The sequence below is a fragment of the Streptomyces katrae genome (assembly GCF_000717655.1).
Classification (GTDB): domain Bacteria; phylum Actinomycetota; class Actinomycetes; order Streptomycetales; family Streptomycetaceae; genus Streptomyces; species Streptomyces katrae_B.
Genome location: NZ_JNZY01000011.1, coordinates 89,726 through 105,806, shown reverse-complemented (window position 1 = coordinate 105,806; position 16,081 = coordinate 89,726). Strand labels below are relative to the sequence as shown.

General features: G+C 73.8%; 13 protein-coding genes and 2 pseudogenes. 7 read left to right on the top strand and 8 right to left on the bottom strand.

The features are described 5' to 3' along the window. Positions 1–28: 28 nt before the first annotated feature. The 3 genes from IF09_RS0116695 to IF09_RS0116685 all read right to left on the bottom strand — a co-directional run bounded on the left by IF09_RS0116695 (position 29) and on the right by IF09_RS0116685 (position 3,918). Positions 29–1,684: a GMC oxidoreductase gene (locus IF09_RS0116695; protein ID WP_030296441.1), complete on the bottom strand. Its 1,656-nt coding sequence runs from the start codon at positions 1,682–1,684 to the stop codon at positions 29–31. Positions 1,685–1,775: 91 nt separating this feature from the next. Next, positions 1,776–2,402 carry a DUF6629 family protein gene (locus IF09_RS0116690; RefSeq protein ID WP_030296439.1) on the bottom strand — a complete coding sequence of 209 codons (627 nt, stop codon included), beginning with the start codon at positions 2,400–2,402 and terminating at the stop codon, positions 1,776–1,778. Between the two features lie 10 nt (positions 2,403–2,412). Then, entirely contained in the window at positions 2,413–3,918 is a 1,506-nt protein-coding gene (locus tag IF09_RS0116685; protein WP_051832555.1) for an MFS transporter, read from the bottom strand. Positions 3,919–4,082: 164 nt separating this feature from the next. Here IF09_RS0116685 and IF09_RS0116680 point away from each other — a divergent pair, with 164 nt between their 5' ends. Beyond that, positions 4,083–7,646 carry a S8 family serine peptidase gene (locus IF09_RS0116680; protein WP_030296436.1) on the top strand — a complete coding sequence of 1,188 codons (3,564 nt, stop codon included), beginning with the start codon at positions 4,083–4,085 and terminating at the stop codon, positions 7,644–7,646. A gap of 59 nt (positions 7,647–7,705) precedes the next feature. On the opposite strand, the gene IF09_RS0116675 is transcribed toward IF09_RS0116680, so the two are convergent. Next, positions 7,706–8,437 (bottom strand): ATP-grasp domain-containing protein, encoded by a 732-nt coding sequence (locus IF09_RS0116675; protein ID WP_030296434.1) that lies wholly within the window; start codon positions 8,435–8,437, stop codon positions 7,706–7,708. A 287-nt stretch (positions 8,438–8,724) separates the two neighbouring features. Here IF09_RS0116675 and IF09_RS0116670 point away from each other — a divergent pair, with 287 nt between their 5' ends. The 4 genes from IF09_RS0116670 to IF09_RS44720 all read left to right on the top strand — a co-directional run bounded on the left by IF09_RS0116670 (position 8,725) and on the right by IF09_RS44720 (position 12,206). Then, positions 8,725–9,609, top strand: coding sequence for a hypothetical protein (locus tag IF09_RS0116670; protein ID WP_030296433.1), 885 nt, complete (start codon positions 8,725–8,727; stop codon positions 9,607–9,609). Between the two features lie 415 nt (positions 9,610–10,024). Then, positions 10,025–11,143 carry a cytochrome P450 gene (locus tag IF09_RS0116665; protein WP_158709993.1) on the top strand — a complete coding sequence of 373 codons (1,119 nt, stop codon included), beginning with the start codon at positions 10,025–10,027 and terminating at the stop codon, positions 11,141–11,143. A gap of 35 nt (positions 11,144–11,178) precedes the next feature. Continuing rightward, positions 11,179–11,976, top strand: coding sequence for a hypothetical protein (locus IF09_RS0116660; protein WP_051832553.1), 798 nt, complete (start codon positions 11,179–11,181; stop codon positions 11,974–11,976). Continuing rightward, positions 11,973–12,206 carry a hypothetical protein gene (locus tag IF09_RS44720; protein WP_030296428.1) on the top strand — a complete coding sequence of 78 codons (234 nt, stop codon included), beginning with the start codon at positions 11,973–11,975 and terminating at the stop codon, positions 12,204–12,206. Before IF09_RS0116660 ends, IF09_RS44720 begins: the two co-directional genes overlap by 4 nt. Here IF09_RS44720 and IF09_RS0116650 read toward each other — a convergent pair. After that, positions 12,192–12,356 (bottom strand): annotated as a pseudogene (locus tag IF09_RS0116650) (gluconate transporter); the annotation flags it as partial. The gene IF09_RS44720 and the pseudogene IF09_RS0116650 overlap by 15 nt on opposite strands. 50 nt (positions 12,357–12,406) lie before the next feature. After that, complete coding sequence (locus IF09_RS0116645) at positions 12,407–12,940, bottom strand: gluconokinase (RefSeq protein ID WP_234321036.1); 534 nt, start codon at positions 12,938–12,940, stop codon at positions 12,407–12,409. Positions 12,941–13,003: 63 nt separating this feature from the next. Here IF09_RS0116645 and IF09_RS47040 point away from each other — a divergent pair. Then, a pseudogene (locus IF09_RS47040) lies at positions 13,004–13,283 on the top strand (GntR family transcriptional regulator); the annotation flags it as partial. 22 nt (positions 13,284–13,305) lie between these two features. Next, positions 13,306–14,226 carry a hypothetical protein gene (locus IF09_RS0116635; protein ID WP_051832549.1) on the top strand — a complete coding sequence of 307 codons (921 nt, stop codon included), beginning with the start codon at positions 13,306–13,308 and terminating at the stop codon, positions 14,224–14,226. Here IF09_RS0116635 and IF09_RS0116630 read toward each other — a convergent pair. Next, on the bottom strand, positions 14,223–15,464 hold the full coding sequence (locus tag IF09_RS0116630) for an NAD(P)-dependent oxidoreductase (protein ID WP_324606850.1): 1,242 nt from the start codon (positions 15,462–15,464) through the stop codon (positions 14,223–14,225). The two genes, IF09_RS0116635 and IF09_RS0116630, sit on opposite strands and share 4 nt — an antisense overlap. A 173-nt stretch (positions 15,465–15,637) precedes the next feature. Continuing rightward, positions 15,638–16,024, bottom strand: a complete 387-nt coding sequence (locus IF09_RS0116625; protein ID WP_030296418.1) for a VOC family protein — start codon at positions 16,022–16,024, stop codon at positions 15,638–15,640. Positions 16,025–16,081 lie beyond the last annotated feature (57 nt).

The window sequence follows — 16,081 nt, the reverse complement described above, 5'->3', positions numbered from 1 at the left end:
GACGGCCCCGGGGCTGTGGGCGGATCGCCTACAGGTCGGTGGCGATGATCTTCTCGATGTTGCGTTCCGCGAGCGCCGTGATGGTGACGAACGGGTTGACGCTGGTGTTGCCGGGGATCAGCGCGCCGTCGATCACGTACAGGCCGGTGTAGCCGTACAGGCGGCCGTAGTTGTCGGTGGCCTTGTTCAGGACCGCGCCACCGAGCGGGTGGTAGGTGAGGTGGTCGCCCCAGATCTTGTTGGTGCCGAACAGGTCCGTGCGGTAGATCGTCCCCTCCTTGGAGTTGATCTTGTCGAAGATGCTCTTGGCCATGTCGATGGACGGCTGCTTCCACGCCGTCTGCCAGTTCAGCTCCACCGCGCCCGAGGCCGCGTTGTACGTGAACTCGGCGCGGTGCGGGTTCTTGGTGATCGACAGGTAGAAGGAGGCGTACGTCTCGATCCCGGTCGGCAGCGGCGCCACCTCGGCGAACGCCCCGCCCGCGTCCCAATTGTCGATGCCACCGCAGGGGATGGACGCCTGGACCTTGCCGGTCGGATCCCACATGTGGTTGGCCCGCCCGCACATGACGTTGCCGTTGTCGCCCCAGCCCTTGCCGATCTCGCCGTTCAGGGAGGGCAGTGCGCCGGTGGCCTTGAGCCTGACGAGCAGTTTGCTGGTGCCGACGCTGCCGGCCGCGAAGAACACCTTGTCGGCGATCACGGTCTTGGTGGCGATGGTGGCGCCGGTGGTGTTGATCTGGTCGATGACGACGGTGTAGCCGCCGCCCGACGCGGGGGAGACGGAAGTGACCTTGTGCAGTGGGGAGACGGTGACCTTTCCCGTGGCTCTGGCCCGGGCGAGATAGGTCGTCTGAAGGGACTTCTTTCCGTAGTTGTTGCCGTACAGGATCTCGCCGGCGACGGCGGACTTGGGTGCGGTCCCCGCGGCCTCCTGCTTCATGTAGTCCCAGTCGTAGACGTCCGGGACGAAGACGAACGGGAAGCCGGAGCGCTGGGCGTGCTTGCGGCCGACACGGGCGAACTGGTAGCAGTCGACGGTGTCGAACCAGGCCGGGTCGACCAGGCCGACCCCGAGCCCGGCGTTGGCCCGCGGGTAGTAGGTCGTGTACATCTCGTCGGCGTTCACCGACGGGAGGACGGCGGCGAAGTTCGCGCGCTTCGGGGTGACCGCCATACCGCCGTTGACCAGCGAACCGCCACCGACGCCGCGGCCCTGGTAGACGATGATGCCGCCCATCTCCTCGGCGTCCAGGATCCCGGTGTAGCGGGGGATGTCCCTGTCGATCGGGAAGCCGAGGAAGTTGCTCAGCGGCTGCTTGGTCTTGGTCCGCAGCCAGTAGGAACGCTGGTCCGGACTGGTCGTGTTGCAGAAGATCTTGCCGTCCGGTCCCGGGGTGTCCCAGGCCATGCCCATCTCGATCATGTGGACGTCGACGCCGGCCTGGGCGAGTCGCAGGGCGGCTACGGACCCTCCGTAGCCGGTGCCGATCACCAGCGCCGGTACGTGCGCGCCGTTGTCGATGGGGCCGCCGGCCCCTGCCGCTGAGGCGACCGTCTGCGCGTGGGCCGGGGTGATCTGACCGGCAAGGGCAGCCGCCCCGAGAAGAGAACTTGTTCTAGCTATGAATCCACGGCGCGAGATTCCCTTGGAGCCGGGTTCGTGCAGGGCCCTGTCACTCATGTGACGTTCCTCACTCTCGGCGGAATGGGAACGAGTTCTACTGCCGGTCGCATGGGAAGTCACTACATACGTCTAGGTAACTTCCGGCCTGTCATGTCACAGGGGCGCCGGGCCGGGGGCGCCGCACCCACCCCGGCACCAGCAGGGACGCGACCGCCGCGAAGGCGCACGAGGTGGAGGCGAATTCCAGCCGCCACAGTGCTGAGCAGGCCAATGCCCCGGCGCCGAGCACCGCGCCGGAGAGCCGCAGCCACCGCTCGCCCGACAGCAGCAGGACGCCCAGGGTGGCGAAGAGGCAGCCCGCGAGGACGAGCGGCATCCACGGAACATTCACGCCGTAGCCATGGGTGTGGCCCCGGATCTCGGCGGTCGCCGGACGGCTCGCGAGGCAGTACGAGAGCACCGCGGCCGTGGCGAGACCGGCGACGGCCGGCCCCCACAGGAGACGGCGGTCCGCCGGAGCGGCGGCGAGCAGCACCCCGAACGGCACCCACACCGGCAGCACCGGCAGGGCGATCACCACCCAGGCCGTGGTGGCCGGGACGCAACCGCCGCCCGCGTGCCACACCACGGCCTCCACCAGCTGATGGGCCCCCAGCAGCAACGGCAGCGCGGCGACGGGCAGGTCGCGGGGCCGCCGTACGCGCGCCACGCACACGATCCCGGCGGCGGTGATGACCGCACCCGCCGTCAGATCGGCCGGGGCGTTCCAGCACATGGCGCGCAGGTCAGGGCTTCGCCGTCCTCGGGGGTTCGAGCGGCGGGGAGGTCGTCGCGCAGAAGGTGTGGCACTCCGGGTGGCACCCCGCCCCCGGCACGGGCTTGCGCACGGTGGTCCAGGCCACGGCGGCGCCCGCCACCAGCAGCCCCGCGCACCACAGCATGGCCCGCCCGAACGCGGCGTCGAACTCGGACGCCGAACGGTACGCGTCCGGCCCCATGCCGGCCAGCAGCGGCAGCGCCGCCACCGCCAGCAGTCCGGCCGCCCGCGCGGCCGCGTTGTTGATGCCGCTGGCCAGGCCCGCCCGGCCGGGGTCCACCGAGGACAGCACGGTCGCCGTCAGCGGAGCCACCAGGGCCACCATGCCCATGCCCATCACGACCAGCGCCGGCAGCACGTCCTGTACGTACGAGGCATCCGGCCCCACCCGCAGCATCAGCAGCAGCCCGGCCGCGCACAGCAGCGGCCCCACGGTGAGCGGGATCCGCGGCCCGATCTTCTCCCCGAGCGCCCCCGACCGCGCCGAAAGCAGCAGCATCAGCGCGGTCGTCGGCAGCAGCGCCGCCCCCGCGGCCAGCGCCGAGTAGCCGGAGACCACCTGCAGCTGGAGGACGACGAGGAAGAAGAACCCGCTGAAGGCCGCGTACACGAACAGGGTGACCACGTTGACGGCGGTGAACTGCCGGGAGGCGAAGATGTCGGGCGGCAGCATCGGATCGGCCCGGTGCCGTTCGACGTAGATGAACACGGCGGCCAGCAGCACGCCCCCGACGGCCGAGGCGATCACCAGCGGGGATCCGGAACGGGCCTCGATCAGCGCGTACGTCACCAGGGCCAGGGCTGCGGCCCCCAGGGCCGCACCGAGCACGTCGAACCGCCCGTGCGCCTGCGGATCACGCGATTCCGGTACGTGCCGCAGGGCGATCGGCGCGCACACCGCGGCCACCGGCACGTTCAGCAGGAACACCCAGCGCCAGCCGGGCCCGTCCACCAGCCAGCCTCCGACGAACGGCCCCACGGCCGCGCCCACCCCGCCGAACCCCGACCACAGCCCGACGGCCCGGGCCCGGTCCCCGGCGGCGATCGAGCCCTGGATCAGCGCGAGCGAACCGGGGGTCAGCAGGGCGCCGCCGATGCCCTGGAGCGCCCGCGCGGCGATCAGGATCCCGGCGTTCGGCGCGATCCCGCAGAGCAACGAGGCGGCCGCGAACCACACCACGCCGAGGACGAAGACCCGGCGCCGCCCGAACCGGTCGCCCAGCGCCCCGCCGACCAGGATCAGCGCGGCCAGGGTGAGCATGTACGCGTTGACCGTCCACTGGAGGACGGCCAGGTCGGCGCCCAGGTCCACCCCGATGGTGGGGAGGGCGACGTTGACGACGGTCGAGTCGAGCAGGGCCATGGTCGACCCGAGCACGGTGGCCAGCACGATCCAGCGGCCCCGGGCGGAGGCGAGCGGCACACCGGGCCCGGCCGGAACGTGCTCTTCCGTACCCGGCGCTGGATCGGTCATGCCTTCAGGCTCGCCCGCCGGGGCCGCAATGGCCACCCCGGGCGGGCAGCATACGGCTCATTAGGCCCTCTTGTAATGCGCATGACCCCTCCTTCACCATGACCGCGCACGTCACGCACGCCCTTCCCGCACAACCTGCACACGGCGTCCGAGGAGGACCACACGTGGCCCAACGCAACAGACGACGATCCTTACGCGCGGCGCTGGCCGCTCTCACCGCCGCCCTGCTGTTACCCGTCGGCGCGGGCGTGGCCGCGGCCGCGCCGGAACCCGGGCCCACCCCCGGAGCGGCGGAGCGCAAGATCGAGCCGAAGCTCCGTGCCCAGCTCGACGACTCCGGCAAAGCCGCCTTCTGGGTCTACCTGGGCAGCGCCGCCGACCTCTCGGCGGCGGGCAGGGAGCGGACCCGCGCCGCCAAAGCGGAAACGGTTCTGCATGCCAAGCAGCAGCACGCCGCGCGCAGCCAGGCCGAGGTGATCAAGGCCCTGGACGGCGCCAAGGCCGAGTACACCTCCTACTGGATCGTGAACGCCGTCCGCGTCGTCGGCAGCCAGAAACTCGCCGGAACCCTCGCGCAGCGCCCCGAGGTCTCCCGGATCGACGCCGACGACAAGGTCACCCTCCCCAAGCCCGCCGAGGGCAAGCGGGAGAAGGCCGCCGCCGACGCCGTCGAGTGGAACATCGACCGCATCAAGGCCCCGCAGGTCTGGGACCAGCTCGGGGTGCGCGGCGAGGGCATCGTCGTCGCCAACATCGACAGCGGCGTCGACTACACGCACCCGGCCGTGAACGGCCAGTACCGCGGCAGGAACGCCGACGGCTCGTACGACCACGACTACAACTGGTTCGACCCGGCCGGCGTCTGCCCCACCGCAGCCCCCTGCGACAACAACGACCACGGCACCCACACCATGGGCACGATGGTCGGCGACGACGGCGGCGCCAACAAGATCGGCGTGGCTCCCGGCGCCCAATGGATCGCCGCGAAGGGCTGCGAGACCAACTCCTGCTCCGAGGCCTCCCTCCTCGCCGCCGGCCAGTGGATCGTCGCCCCGACCGACCTGAACGGCCGGAACCCCCGCCCCGACCTCGCCCCGCACATCGTCAACAACTCCTGGGGCAGCGCGACGCACGACGACTGGTACCAGCAGATCGTCGACGCCTGGCGCGCCGCCGGCATCTTCCCCGCCTTCTCCAACGGGAACTCCGGCCCCGGCTGCGCCACCAGCGGATCACCCGGCGACTACGCGAGCTCCTACAGCTCCGGCGCCTTCGACATCAACGGGGCGATCGCGCCGTTCTCCTCGCGCGGCGCGGGACCCGGCGGCATCATCAAGCCCGACATCGCGGCCCCCGGCGTGAACGTCCGCTCCTCCGTCCCCGGCGGCGGGTACGAGGCCTTCTCCGGCACCTCCATGGCCTCACCGCACACCGCGGCCACCGTGGCCCTGCTCTGGTCCGCCGCACCCGCCCTCGAAGGCGACGTCGCGCAGACCGAGCAGCTGCTGAACGGCACCGCCCAGGACACCGACAACGGCCAGTGCGGCGGCAACGCCGCCGACAACAACGTCTTCGGCGAGGGCAAGCTCGACGCGCTCGCCGCCGTCTCGGGCGCCCCGCGCGGCGCCATCGGGGCCGTCTCCGGCACCGTCCGCTCCGGCGGGGAGCCGGTCGCGGGCGTGAAGGTCACCGCCACCGGACCGATCGGACGTACGACGACCACCGCGGCCGACGGCAGCTACACCTTCCGCTCCCTGTCGGTCGGCGCCTACACCCTGACGGCCTCCAAGTTCGGCTACGGCCAGGAGACCGCCACGGCGACGGTGACCGAGAACGCCACCGCCACCGGAGACTTCACCCTCACCCAGGCCCCCTCCGGCAAGCTCACCGGCACCGTCACCTCGGCCGCCGGACCCGCCGCGGGCGCCACCGTCACCGTCACGGACACCCCGGTGACCGCGACCGCCGACGCGCAGGGCCGCTTCGAGGTCACCCTGCCGCACGGCACGTACGAGGTACGGGCCGCGCACTCCTCCCGCTGCGTCACCGGCGGCAGCGCCACGACCACCGTCGCCGGCGACACCACGGTGGCGGTCACCCTGCCCGAGCGCACCGACGGCTACGGCTACGCCTGCTCCAGCGCGGGCAGCCGCCCGTACGCGGCGGGGGACCGGCAGCTCGCGCTGACCGGCGACAACACCACCGAGCGCGTCGACCTCCCCTTCCCCGTCCCGCTGTACGGCAAGACGTACGGCCAGGCCTGGATCGGGACGAACGGCACGGTCAGCTTCGGCGGCAACAACACCGGTGACATCAACGGGGACATCCCGAGCACGGCCACGCCCAATGCAGCCCTGTACCCGTTCTGGGACGACCTGATCGTGGGCGCGGCCGGCAGCGGCTCGGGCGTCTTCACCGCCGTCACCGGCACCGCCCCGCACCGGACGTACGTGATCGAGTGGCGCGAGGTGTCCCACTGGTCGGCGCAGACCGACAAGTTCTCGTTCTCGGCGGCGATCGGCGAAGACGGCACCGTCGCCTACACGTACAAGGGGACGGGCGGCACCGGCATCAAGGGCGGTTCCACGGCCACGGTCGGCGTGGAGAACGCGGCGGGCACGGACGCCTTCAAGTACTCCTTCAACCAGGCGGTCGTCACCGACGGGCTCGCCATCGCCTTCCGGACCACCAAGAGCGGCGTGGTCGCGGGCCGGGTGCTCGACGCGAACGACGGCAACGGCGTGGCGGGAGCCACGGTGACCGTCGGCACCGGCGACACGGCGGTGTCGGCGACCACGGCGGCGGACGGCGGATACGTCGTCCAGAGCCCGTCCGGTGCGCGGACGGTGTCCCTCACCGCCCCCTCGTACGAATCCGCGGCGGCGACGGTCGACGTCAAGGCGGCCGGCGTCACGACGGTGACGCAGTCGCTGCGCACGGGCCGGGTCACCGCCGCCAAGCCCGCGGTGGAGGTGGTCCTCCCCGCGGACCAGAAGCGGACCCGCACCCTCGACCTCACCAACCCGGGCCTCGGCACGGACTTCACGGTGACCGAGGACGCGGCCTGGCTGACCGCCACCCCGGGGACGGGGAACCTGCCGACCGGTGGCAAGGCCGCGGTCACGCTGGCCGTGGACACCAAGGGCCTGGCCGCCGGGACGGTCCTCACGGCCGACCTGAAGATCACCTCGGCCAGTGGGCGGGCGCCGGTGCTCACGGTGCCGGTCAAGGTCGTCGTCCCGCGCTACCAGGTCGCCCTGGACGCGGGCTCCGACTACACGGCCACGGACACCCTGGGCGACAGCTGGTCCCCGGACCGCAAGTACACGGCCGGCTCGTACGGCTACCAGGGCAACTCCTCGGTGCAGGCCACCGGGCGGACCATCGCCGGCACGGCCGAGCAGAAGCTGTTCCGCAACGCCCGTGAGGGCATGTACGAATACCGCTTCGACAACGTCCCGAACGGCACGTACACCGTGGAGCTCGGCTTCGCGGAGCTGTCCTCGACGAAGCCGAACAAGCGCGTCTTCGACGTCCTGGCCGAGGGCACGCAGGTCCTGCCGTCGCTGGACATCTCGCTGGAGGCGGGCACGTACACGGCCCTGACCCGGACGTACACGGTCACGGTCGCGGACGGGGTCCTCAACGTCCGCTTCGTCGCGCACGGGGGCTACGGCAAGCCGTTGCTGAACTCCCTGCGGGTGACGGACCGCCCCGACAAGAGCTGACGCGGTCGGGCGGGTCTTTCCGGGGGCGGGGCGCCGTGGGGCGCCCCGCCCCTCCCGTGTCACCGCAGGAACGGCCGGTCGAGGTCCGCGACGGTGTGCAGCGGGGCCGCGGCGCGCAGGACGACGTCGAGGGCGCGCTGCGGATCGCAGGTGTACATGCCGCTGGCCCAGGCGGCGTTGGCCTCGATCACCGACCAGCGGCCGTCCGCGACGCCGACGTCGACGACGATCGCGGACGGGAGGGTGGCGAAGGGCAGCCGCTCGGCGAAGGCCACCGCCTCAGGAGCCGCCGGGCCGAGGCTCAGGCCGCCGTCCTCGGCGTAGCGGCTCGCGGTGTGCACGGCGCCGTCGAGGAGGTACATCCGGTACTCGGCCGTGAAGCGCGTGACGTCGCTGACCAGCACCTCGGTCTCCGGGTCCACGGCGTCCGGGCCGGGGAGGCGGGAGCCGTCGGCGTAGACGAGGGCCGGGATCGACTTGTCGTTCGGCGACTTCACGAAGACGGGCCGGCGCAGTGCGTAGGCCTCGCGGATCGGCACCAGGCGGACCTCCCGCCCGGTGAACTCCTGCGGCAGCCGCGCCAGCCAGTCCGCAGGGGCCTCCAGCAGGCCGATCCCGACCCGCGGCGCCACGGCATCGGCGAAGGCCGGACCGGCATGCAGGTGCCGTGCGCGCAGCCCGTCGGGCACGGCGAAGGTGTCCAGCCGTACGGTGTCCAGCCCGCGCGCGCGGGCGGCGTCCCGGAGCCGGGCGGCGGAGTCGGTGATACGGGGCGGCAGGATCAAGGTCACGAACAGACCCTGCCAGCCGCCCTGCCGAACGGCACATGCTTTTCCGGCCACGGGCGCGGGCCCTGCCGGGGCACGCGGCCTGCCGGGCCGCCGGACCCACGGGCCGGCGGGCCGCCGGGTCACGGGCCCTGCCGGGCCGGGGGCAGCCCGCCTTCGGCCTTCGGCTGTCGGCCGGCGGGCGGCAATTGGCACACGGCTGGCATTCGGGTGGCCCCGGGGCGAATCCGCGCCGACTTCATGGCGACGCTCTCGCGAGGGCGGTCGGCGTGTGGCTAGCGTGGGGAACCATGACGCTCCAGAGCGACCATGCCGATGCGGCCGAGCCGGCCGACACAGCCGCGCGAGCCGCCGTGGCCGACGCGGCCAAGACAGCCGACGGTGCCGAGCGGGCGGGCGGGGACCATGCGGCCGACGTGGGCCGGGTGGCCGACGCGGCCGGCGTGGCGGACCTGGCCGACCCCGTCGCTGCGCTCTGCGTGGCCGGGCGGGTGCGGGGCGTGGTGCAGGGCGCGGATCCCGATGCGGTGTGGGCCCTCGGAGGGCCGGGCGGGGTTCACGGCGCCACGGCGGTTGACGGCTCGGCCCTCGACGTCGGCGGGCTGGTTCCCGTGCTCGCGCTGTGGCCCGTGATCGGCAGCCTCGTCGCCGAGAACGAGCTGCGGCTGCACACCCCCCTCGCTGCGTACGGCGTCGAAGCCGAAGCCGGCATCACCACCCACCACCTGCTCAGCCACTCCACCGGCCCCGTGGCCCACGCCGCTCTCACCCGTCTCGCCGAGCACCTCACCGGCAGCCCCCTCGCCGAGCTCGCCGCCACCCGCATCTGGCACCCCCTCGGCATGACCGGCACCCGCTTCGCCGACGGCACCCTGCGCGCCCCCCTGGCCGACCTCGGCCGCTTTCTGATCCACCTCGTCTCTCCGGTGGACCACCACCCGGTCTCCCGCGCCTGGATCACCGAGTCCCTCCGCATCCGGACGGGCGAGCTGACCCCCGCCCGGGGCCTGCTCTGGCACCCGTCCCGGCACGGCACCTGGTCGTACGGCGAAGCCCCCGCGGTCTGGGTGTCCCCCCGGCTCCGCCGTTGGGCGATCCTCCTCCCCACCCACCCCCCGGGCCCCCTCCGCCAGACCTTCCGCGACGCCGCCTTCGCGCCGACTCCCTCTCCCTGAGCGCACATTGAGGTGAGGGGGCGAGGGGGAGAGGTACTCGTAGAGCGGGGATGCCGGCCGACAAGGCCGACGAGGCAGTGACGCCCGTGCGGCGGCGCCGGTCGGCCCGGGCACCGAGCACGACGCCCGTACCTCGTACCTCTCCGCCCGGGCTCGACATCGACGCGCTGCGTGCGACCGGACCCGCTCGCGTGGTGCTCGGGGCGCGGTCGCCGCGAGGCCGACGTACGGTGAGCTCGATGTCACCGACCGTTGGTTTCCGGCTGCGCACGGAGGTACACGGATGCGCACGCTTCACGAGGCCGCCCTCGACGTGCTGCGCGTACGGCGTCGGCGCCCGCCGGAGGACCCCGCCGCCCGCAACGGCCGCCCCGCGCGGCCTCCGGCGGCCCGATCCCGGGGAGGTGGTGCAGCCATGACCGGTCCCCGCACGACCCAGTCGGCCGTTTCACGAGGACAGCAGGCGCGGGCCGGGCGCGCCGGGTCCGTCCGGTTCGTCGCCGGACGCGCCCTCCCGCTCTTCGTCCGGGGCTCCGGCGGTGCCCGCCCGGTCTTCTCCGCCGACGCGCTGCGCGCCCTGCGGGCCCGCCACGGCGGGGCTCCCGTCCTCGTCCGCGGGCTGTCCGGGGCCGTACTCGTCCTGCTGGACCGGCAGGAACTGCGGCAGTTCTACGAAGCCGAGGCCGACGCCGAGGCCGCGGTGCTGTCGTCCGGCGCCGGCGGGATCCGCCCGTGCGGAGCCGTCAGCAGCATCATCGCCGAGGAGGCCCGGCACCTCACCGCCGCCGCCACCCTCGACCTGGCCCGCGCCCGGCACACCGTGGCCCGCGCCGCCCGGCGCATCGTGCTCGGCGACGCCGCCGCCGCGGACGAGCACCTCACCGGCCTGCTCGGCCGCCTGCGCCGCCGCGGCCGGGAGCGTGCCGGGGCGGCCGACGGGCACGCCCGGCTCGGCCGGGCCGGCGCGTACGCCGACCGGGAGGAGCGGGCCCTGCGGGCCATGGACTGCATCCCCGCGGCCCTGCTGCGCACCCTGCTCCTGCTCGCCGCCCATCCCGCCGAACAGGACGCGGCGGCCGCCGAAGCCGCCGGATCGGCGGCCCCGGGAGAGCTGCCCCGGCTGCGCGCCTGCGTACGGGAGTGCCTGCGCCTGTACCCCGCGGTGCCGGACCTGATCCGGGTGACCCGCGCCGAGACCGAGTGGAGGGGCGTGCGCCACCCGGCCGGCACCTGCGTCCTGCTGCCCGCCCATTTCCACCAGCGCGACCCGGAGCACGTGCCCGCCCCGCACGTCTTCGTACCGGGCCGCTGGAAGACCCCCGGCGCGGACGAGGACATCCGGATGGCTCCGTTCGGGCACGGCCCGGGCCGCTGCCCGGGCGACCGGCTGGGCCTGCTGATCACCACCGCGCTGTGCGCCGAGGTCTTGCGCCGGCGCCGCATCACGGGCACCCGTCCGGTGCTCGACCCGCCCGGACCGCTGCCCGTGGCGCTCGACCCGCGCGGCATCCGGCTCACCCTCACCCGCCGCTGACGCCACCTTCCCCACCGACATCCCGCGAGGATTCCATGTCCGACGCCGCGACCTCCGCGCCCACCGACCCGGACGACGAGCTGCTCGACGCCCTGTGCCGCGAGCTCGCCGAGGCCGCCGACGCCGTCGGCGAAGCCGCCCGGCACGCCTCCGAACTGGCCCTCGGCCCCCGTCTCCCGGCCGCCGCCCTGGGCCGCCGCAGGGCCCGTGCCCGCGCCCGCTCCCGGCGCGGCTGGCGCACCCTGCTGCGCACCCTCACCGATCCGGCGGGCCTGGGCTGGGCCCCGCGCGGCCGGGGTGTCGCGCGGGCCGGCTGGTTCGCCGGGATCCTCACCGGCCGCGAGAGCCTCGCCGTCAGCCTCGCCGTCTGTGGCCTCAAGGCCCGGATCCGGGTGGCGAGTGCGGGCCGCCCCGATCTGCTGGACGACCCCGACTGCGCGGCGATCCTGCGCGCCGTGGACGAGGACCGGCAGGCGGCGGCCGTCCGCGTGTTCCGCCGACTCGTGCGGGACCGGGGAGCGGAGCGGGCGTTCGCGCTGCTGTCCCCGTCCTTCGCCGACCTGTTCGCGTGGAACGCCCTGACCGACGTGAACCCCTTCAACGACCACGCCGGCTGGCAGGTGGCCACCGGCCGCGCCGTGCCCGCCGAACCGCTGCTGGGGCTCGGCGCCGCCGTACGGGCCTTCCTCGACCGGGACCGCGACCGGGATCGCTATCAGGCCCCACCTCCGGCCCCGGCCGCCCCGGCCCCCACGCACAAGGGCTGCGTCCACACCATCGGCCTCATCGGCACCGGCGGCGTCCTCCTCGTCCAGCCCTGGCGCAGCCGGTGAGCCCCGCCACGAGGCTGCGGTCCGGGCCGCCGGACCCGGCCGACGGCCTGCGCAGCCACTCCGCCGTCCTGCGCGGCCACGCGCTCCGGCTGCGCGCGGCAGCCGAAGCGCTGGACTGGCAGGGCCCGCAGGCCGACGCGTTCCGCGCCGAGGTCGCCGCCCTGGCCGATCGCTGCGCCACCGCCGCGAACGGCCTCGCCGTGGCCGCCGCGCAGCTACAGGACGAGTGACAGGAGCAGGACGAAGCCCAGGCCGACCACCGAGACGACGGTCTCCATGACCGACGAGGTCTTGATCGTCTGGCCGGCGGTCATTCCGAAGTACTCCTTGACCAGCCAGAACCCGGCGTCGTTCACGTGGCCGAAGAACAGCGAACCCGAGGTGATCGGGGCGGGCGCGGCCGCTGCCGGTATCTCGGCGCCGAGGCCTGTCACGGTGGGGGTTCTCGGCTTTCCCGGGAGGGAGCGGCGGGCGGGCACACGCCGGGCAGCGCGGACAGCGCGGCCAGGGCCCGTTCGGTGATCTCCTCGGGTGATCCGGACACGTCGACGACGACGCCGAGTTCGTCCTGCTCGAGCGGCTCCAGCGTGGCGAACTGCGAATCCAGCAGGGCGGCCGGCATGAAATGACCCGTGCGGGCCGCCATCCGCCGCTCGATCAGCGGGCGCTCTCCGGTGAGGTGCACGAACACCGCGTCGGGCGCGGCGCTGCGCAGCCGGTCGCGGTAGGCGCGCTTGAGCGCCGACGAGGCCACCACCGCGCCCCGTCCCGCGGGCCGGGCGCGGATCCACTCGCCGATGGCGTCCAGCCAGGGCCACCGGTCGGCGTCGTCCAGCGGGATCCCGGCGGACATCTTGGCCACGTTGGCCGCCGGGTGGAACGCGTCGCCCTCCACGTACGGGAGACCGAGCGCGTCCGCGAGCAGTCTGCCCACGGTCGTCTTGCCCGTCCCGGCCACGCCCATCACCACGATCACGCGCTGGGTGCCGCTCACGTCGTACCTCACTGTCTTCGTCGACATCGGTTCGTGCGACCCTCCCAGAAGCCTAAGTCGGCCTTGGCGATCACCGCGGGGGAGCACCCGCCCGGCACCGTGCTGCGCACCGACGAGATCGCCGAGCGCTTCGGCGCCCCGCGCACCGTGCTCCGCGAGGTCGTCCGCGAGCTGAGTCCATGCAGCTGGTCGAGTCCCGCCGACGGGTCGGCGTCACGGTCCGCCCCGCCGAGGAGTGGAACGTCTACACCCGCGCGTCATCCGCCGGCGCCCGCCTTCCCGTGACGGGCCTCCCGGCCGACGGAACGGAACAAGTCATTCAATAGAGTCGGGCCATGAAGTTCTTCCGGTCCAAGTCGGCCACCTCGTACGATCCCCATCTTTCCGCCCTGACGGCCCGCCAGGCCGAGCACCTTCGGGAACTGGTGCACCGTCACCACGCCGAACGGGGCGCGCAGGTCACCGTCACCGGTGACTCCGTCCACGCCCCCCAGGGCACCCGGGCCCTGCACAACCTCGCCGAGTTCGTGCGCCGCGCCGACCCGCGGGACTGGCCCCGCATCGTGGAGCAGCACTTCACCGCCCTCGACAATGCCTCCCGGTCGACGGCGGACGCCTCCGACCGGACGCTGCGCAGCGCGTACCTGCGGCTCGTGCCCGAGGACGCCATCCCGCCGCAGGCCGCCCCCTCCTTCAGTTACGCCCGCCGTATCGCGCCCGGACTGCTCGAGACGCTCGCACTCGACCTTCCCGACGCCGTACGGATCCTCGACGACCAGGACGTCGCCCGCATCGGCCTCGAGGCGGTGCGCGCCGCCGGCCGGGCCAACCTCGTCGCCGAGCCCGTCGAGTACGAGACGACGCGCACGCAGAGCGGCGGGCTGCTGCACATCGTCTCGGGCGAGTCCATGTTCGTCGCGAGCAAGGCGCTGGTCCTCGACGAGCTCGTCCGCTCCGTGACGGGGAGCCCGCTGCCGGATGACGGCGCCCTGTTCACCGTGCCCAGCCGGCACCACCTCGTCTTCCACCCGCTGGCGGACCACCACGTGGTCGACGCCGTCAACGACCTGGCCGCCTTCGGGCTCGGTGCCTACCAGGACAACAATCCGGGCCCCCTCTCACCGCGGTTGTACTGGTGGCGCCAGGGCGCCGTGACGAGCTTGACGCAGATCGACGACGCGACCCGGTCCTTCTCCGTGGTCCCGCCCGACGAACTGATGGCGGTCATGCGCCGCCTGCACGCTGCGAAGGCTTAAGGCGCCTTCTCGAAGCCGGCGAAGTAGGCGGCGGCCATGTCCTGTTCGGCGTGGCCGGCCGCCGCGGCGCGGTGGAGGCGGGCCGCGGCGGCCCGGGCCAGGTCGACGGCCACGCCCGCCCGGTCCGCCGCCTCCGCGATCAGGCCGGTGTCCTTCTCGGCGCCGTGCACCGTGAAGCTCGGGGAGAAGTCCCGTTCCAGGACCGCCTTCATCTTCGCCTGGAGGTACGGGTTGTCCATCGGGCCGCCGGTCACCGCCTGGGCGAACAGGCCCGGATCCACCTCCAGCCCCTCCGCCAGCGCGAGGGCCTCGCCGACCGCCGCCGTCAAGGTGATCGCGTACCCGACCGTCGTCAGCTTCAGGCGGGTCGCCGCCCCGGCCTCCTCCCCGGCGCGGAGCGTCTTGGCGCCCACCGCGGCGAACACCGGCTCCAGCCGCGGATCCGCCGGCCCGGAGGCCAGTACCACCAGCGACCCGGCTTCGGCGGGCTGCCGGGTCCCCTGCACCGGGGCGTCGACGAACACCAGGCCGTGCTCCCGGGCGAAGCCGGCCAGTTCCTCGAGCGCGGCCACGCCGACCGTGCTCATCTGCGCCCACACCTGCCCGGCCCGCAGCCCCGGCGCGGCTGCGGCCATGGCCTGCGCCACCGCCGCGCCGTCCGTCAGCATGGTCAGCACCACACCGGCCCCGGCGACCGCCTCGGCGGGGCTGTCCACGACGACCGCGCCCTCCGCGGCCAGCGGCTCGGCCTTCTCCCGGGTCCGGTTCCACACCCGCAGCCCGAGCCCGGCCCGCAGCAGGTTCCGGGCCATCCCCGAGCCCATGATCCCCGTGCCCAGCAGCGCGACGGTCTCCACGGCGTCACTTCCCTTCCCTGTACGTCCAGTTGCCCGTCCAGTCTGGACGCCGCGCGCCACCGCCTGGTCGCCCCACGCCCGGGGCCGCCCCCGGCGGACGGGGTCCCGCGCGGCGGCGTGCCGTCCCCAGGCCTCGGTCTCGGCGCCCATCGCGGCCTCCAGCGCAGGCGCCGGCACCGCCGGGCCGAAGCCGGTCCGCACCGCCCCGGCCTCCTCGCGTACGGCGGCCGGCCGGGCGGAGCATGCACCGGTGTCCGGCCGGGACACGAGCAGCCGGTCGCGGCCCAGCGCGGGCCGGTCCACGACCACCCGGCGGGCGGGACCGTCGAGGGCCGCCGGCATCTCCCGGTACGCGGGGAACGCGCCGCCGGCCGGGACCACCTCGCGGGAGCCGCCGGGATGCCGGACCGTGAGCGGGATCCGGGCCCCTGGGGGCCGGCCGTCACCCGGGCGGCCCGGGCCGCCCCCGCCCCAGGGCGACCAGGGCGTCCGTCTCGATCAGGAACCTGCCCGGTGGCCCGGTCAGAGCCGAGGGCACTCGCCGCCGGATACGCCTATCCCCCGGCGGCTGCCGCCTTGCGCGGGGTCGTCTGCTGCACCGCCCAGCCGTTGCCGTCGGGGTCGGAGAAGTAGACGAACGAGCCCCACGGCATGTCCTGGATCTCCGTCACCTCGATGCCCCGGCCGCGCAGGTCCGCGTACGCCTCCTCGATGTCGGTGACGACGACCTGCATGTTGTCCAGCGAGCCCGGGGCCATCCGGGTGAGGCCCTTGCCCAGGGCGATCGAGCAGGCCGACCCCGGCGGGGTCAGCTGCACGAAGCGGATGTCCTCGCTCACGGTGACGTCGTGATCGGCGTGGAAGCCCACCCGCTCGTAGAAGGCCTTGGCCCGGTCGACGTCGGTGACGGGGACGGCGACCAGCTCCAGCTTGATGTCCATCGGTGCTCCACGTGCTCCACGGTCGGTGGTCGGCAGGGGCCCGCCGCATGAGGGCCT

What these genes read in the sequence shown, in the direction of transcription:
- IF09_RS0116695 (WP_030296441.1), bottom strand. Translation starts at nt 1,684, where the DNA reads ATGAGTGACAGGGCCCTGCACGAACCCGGCTCCAAGGGAATCTCGCGC.
- IF09_RS0116690 (WP_030296439.1), bottom strand. Translation starts at nt 2,402, where the DNA reads ATGTGCTGGAACGCCCCGGCCGATCTGACGGCGGGTGCGGTCATCACC.
- IF09_RS0116685 (WP_051832555.1), bottom strand. Translation starts at nt 3,918, where the DNA reads ATGACCGATCCAGCGCCGGGTACGGAAGAGCACGTTCCGGCCGGGCCC.
- IF09_RS0116670 (WP_030296433.1), top strand. Translation starts at nt 8,725, where the DNA reads ATGACGCTCCAGAGCGACCATGCCGATGCGGCCGAGCCGGCCGACACA.
- IF09_RS0116665 (WP_158709993.1), top strand. Translation starts at nt 10,025, where the DNA reads ATGACCGGTCCCCGCACGACCCAGTCGGCCGTTTCACGAGGACAGCAG.
- IF09_RS0116660 (WP_051832553.1), top strand. Translation starts at nt 11,179, where the DNA reads ATGTCCGACGCCGCGACCTCCGCGCCCACCGACCCGGACGACGAGCTG.
- IF09_RS0116645 (WP_234321036.1), bottom strand. Translation starts at nt 12,940, where the DNA reads ATGGGCGTGGCCGGGACGGGCAAGACGACCGTGGGCAGACTGCTCGCG.
- IF09_RS0116635 (WP_051832549.1), top strand. Translation starts at nt 13,306, where the DNA reads ATGAAGTTCTTCCGGTCCAAGTCGGCCACCTCGTACGATCCCCATCTT.
- IF09_RS0116625 (WP_030296418.1), bottom strand. Translation starts at nt 16,024, where the DNA reads ATGGACATCAAGCTGGAGCTGGTCGCCGTCCCCGTCACCGACGTCGAC.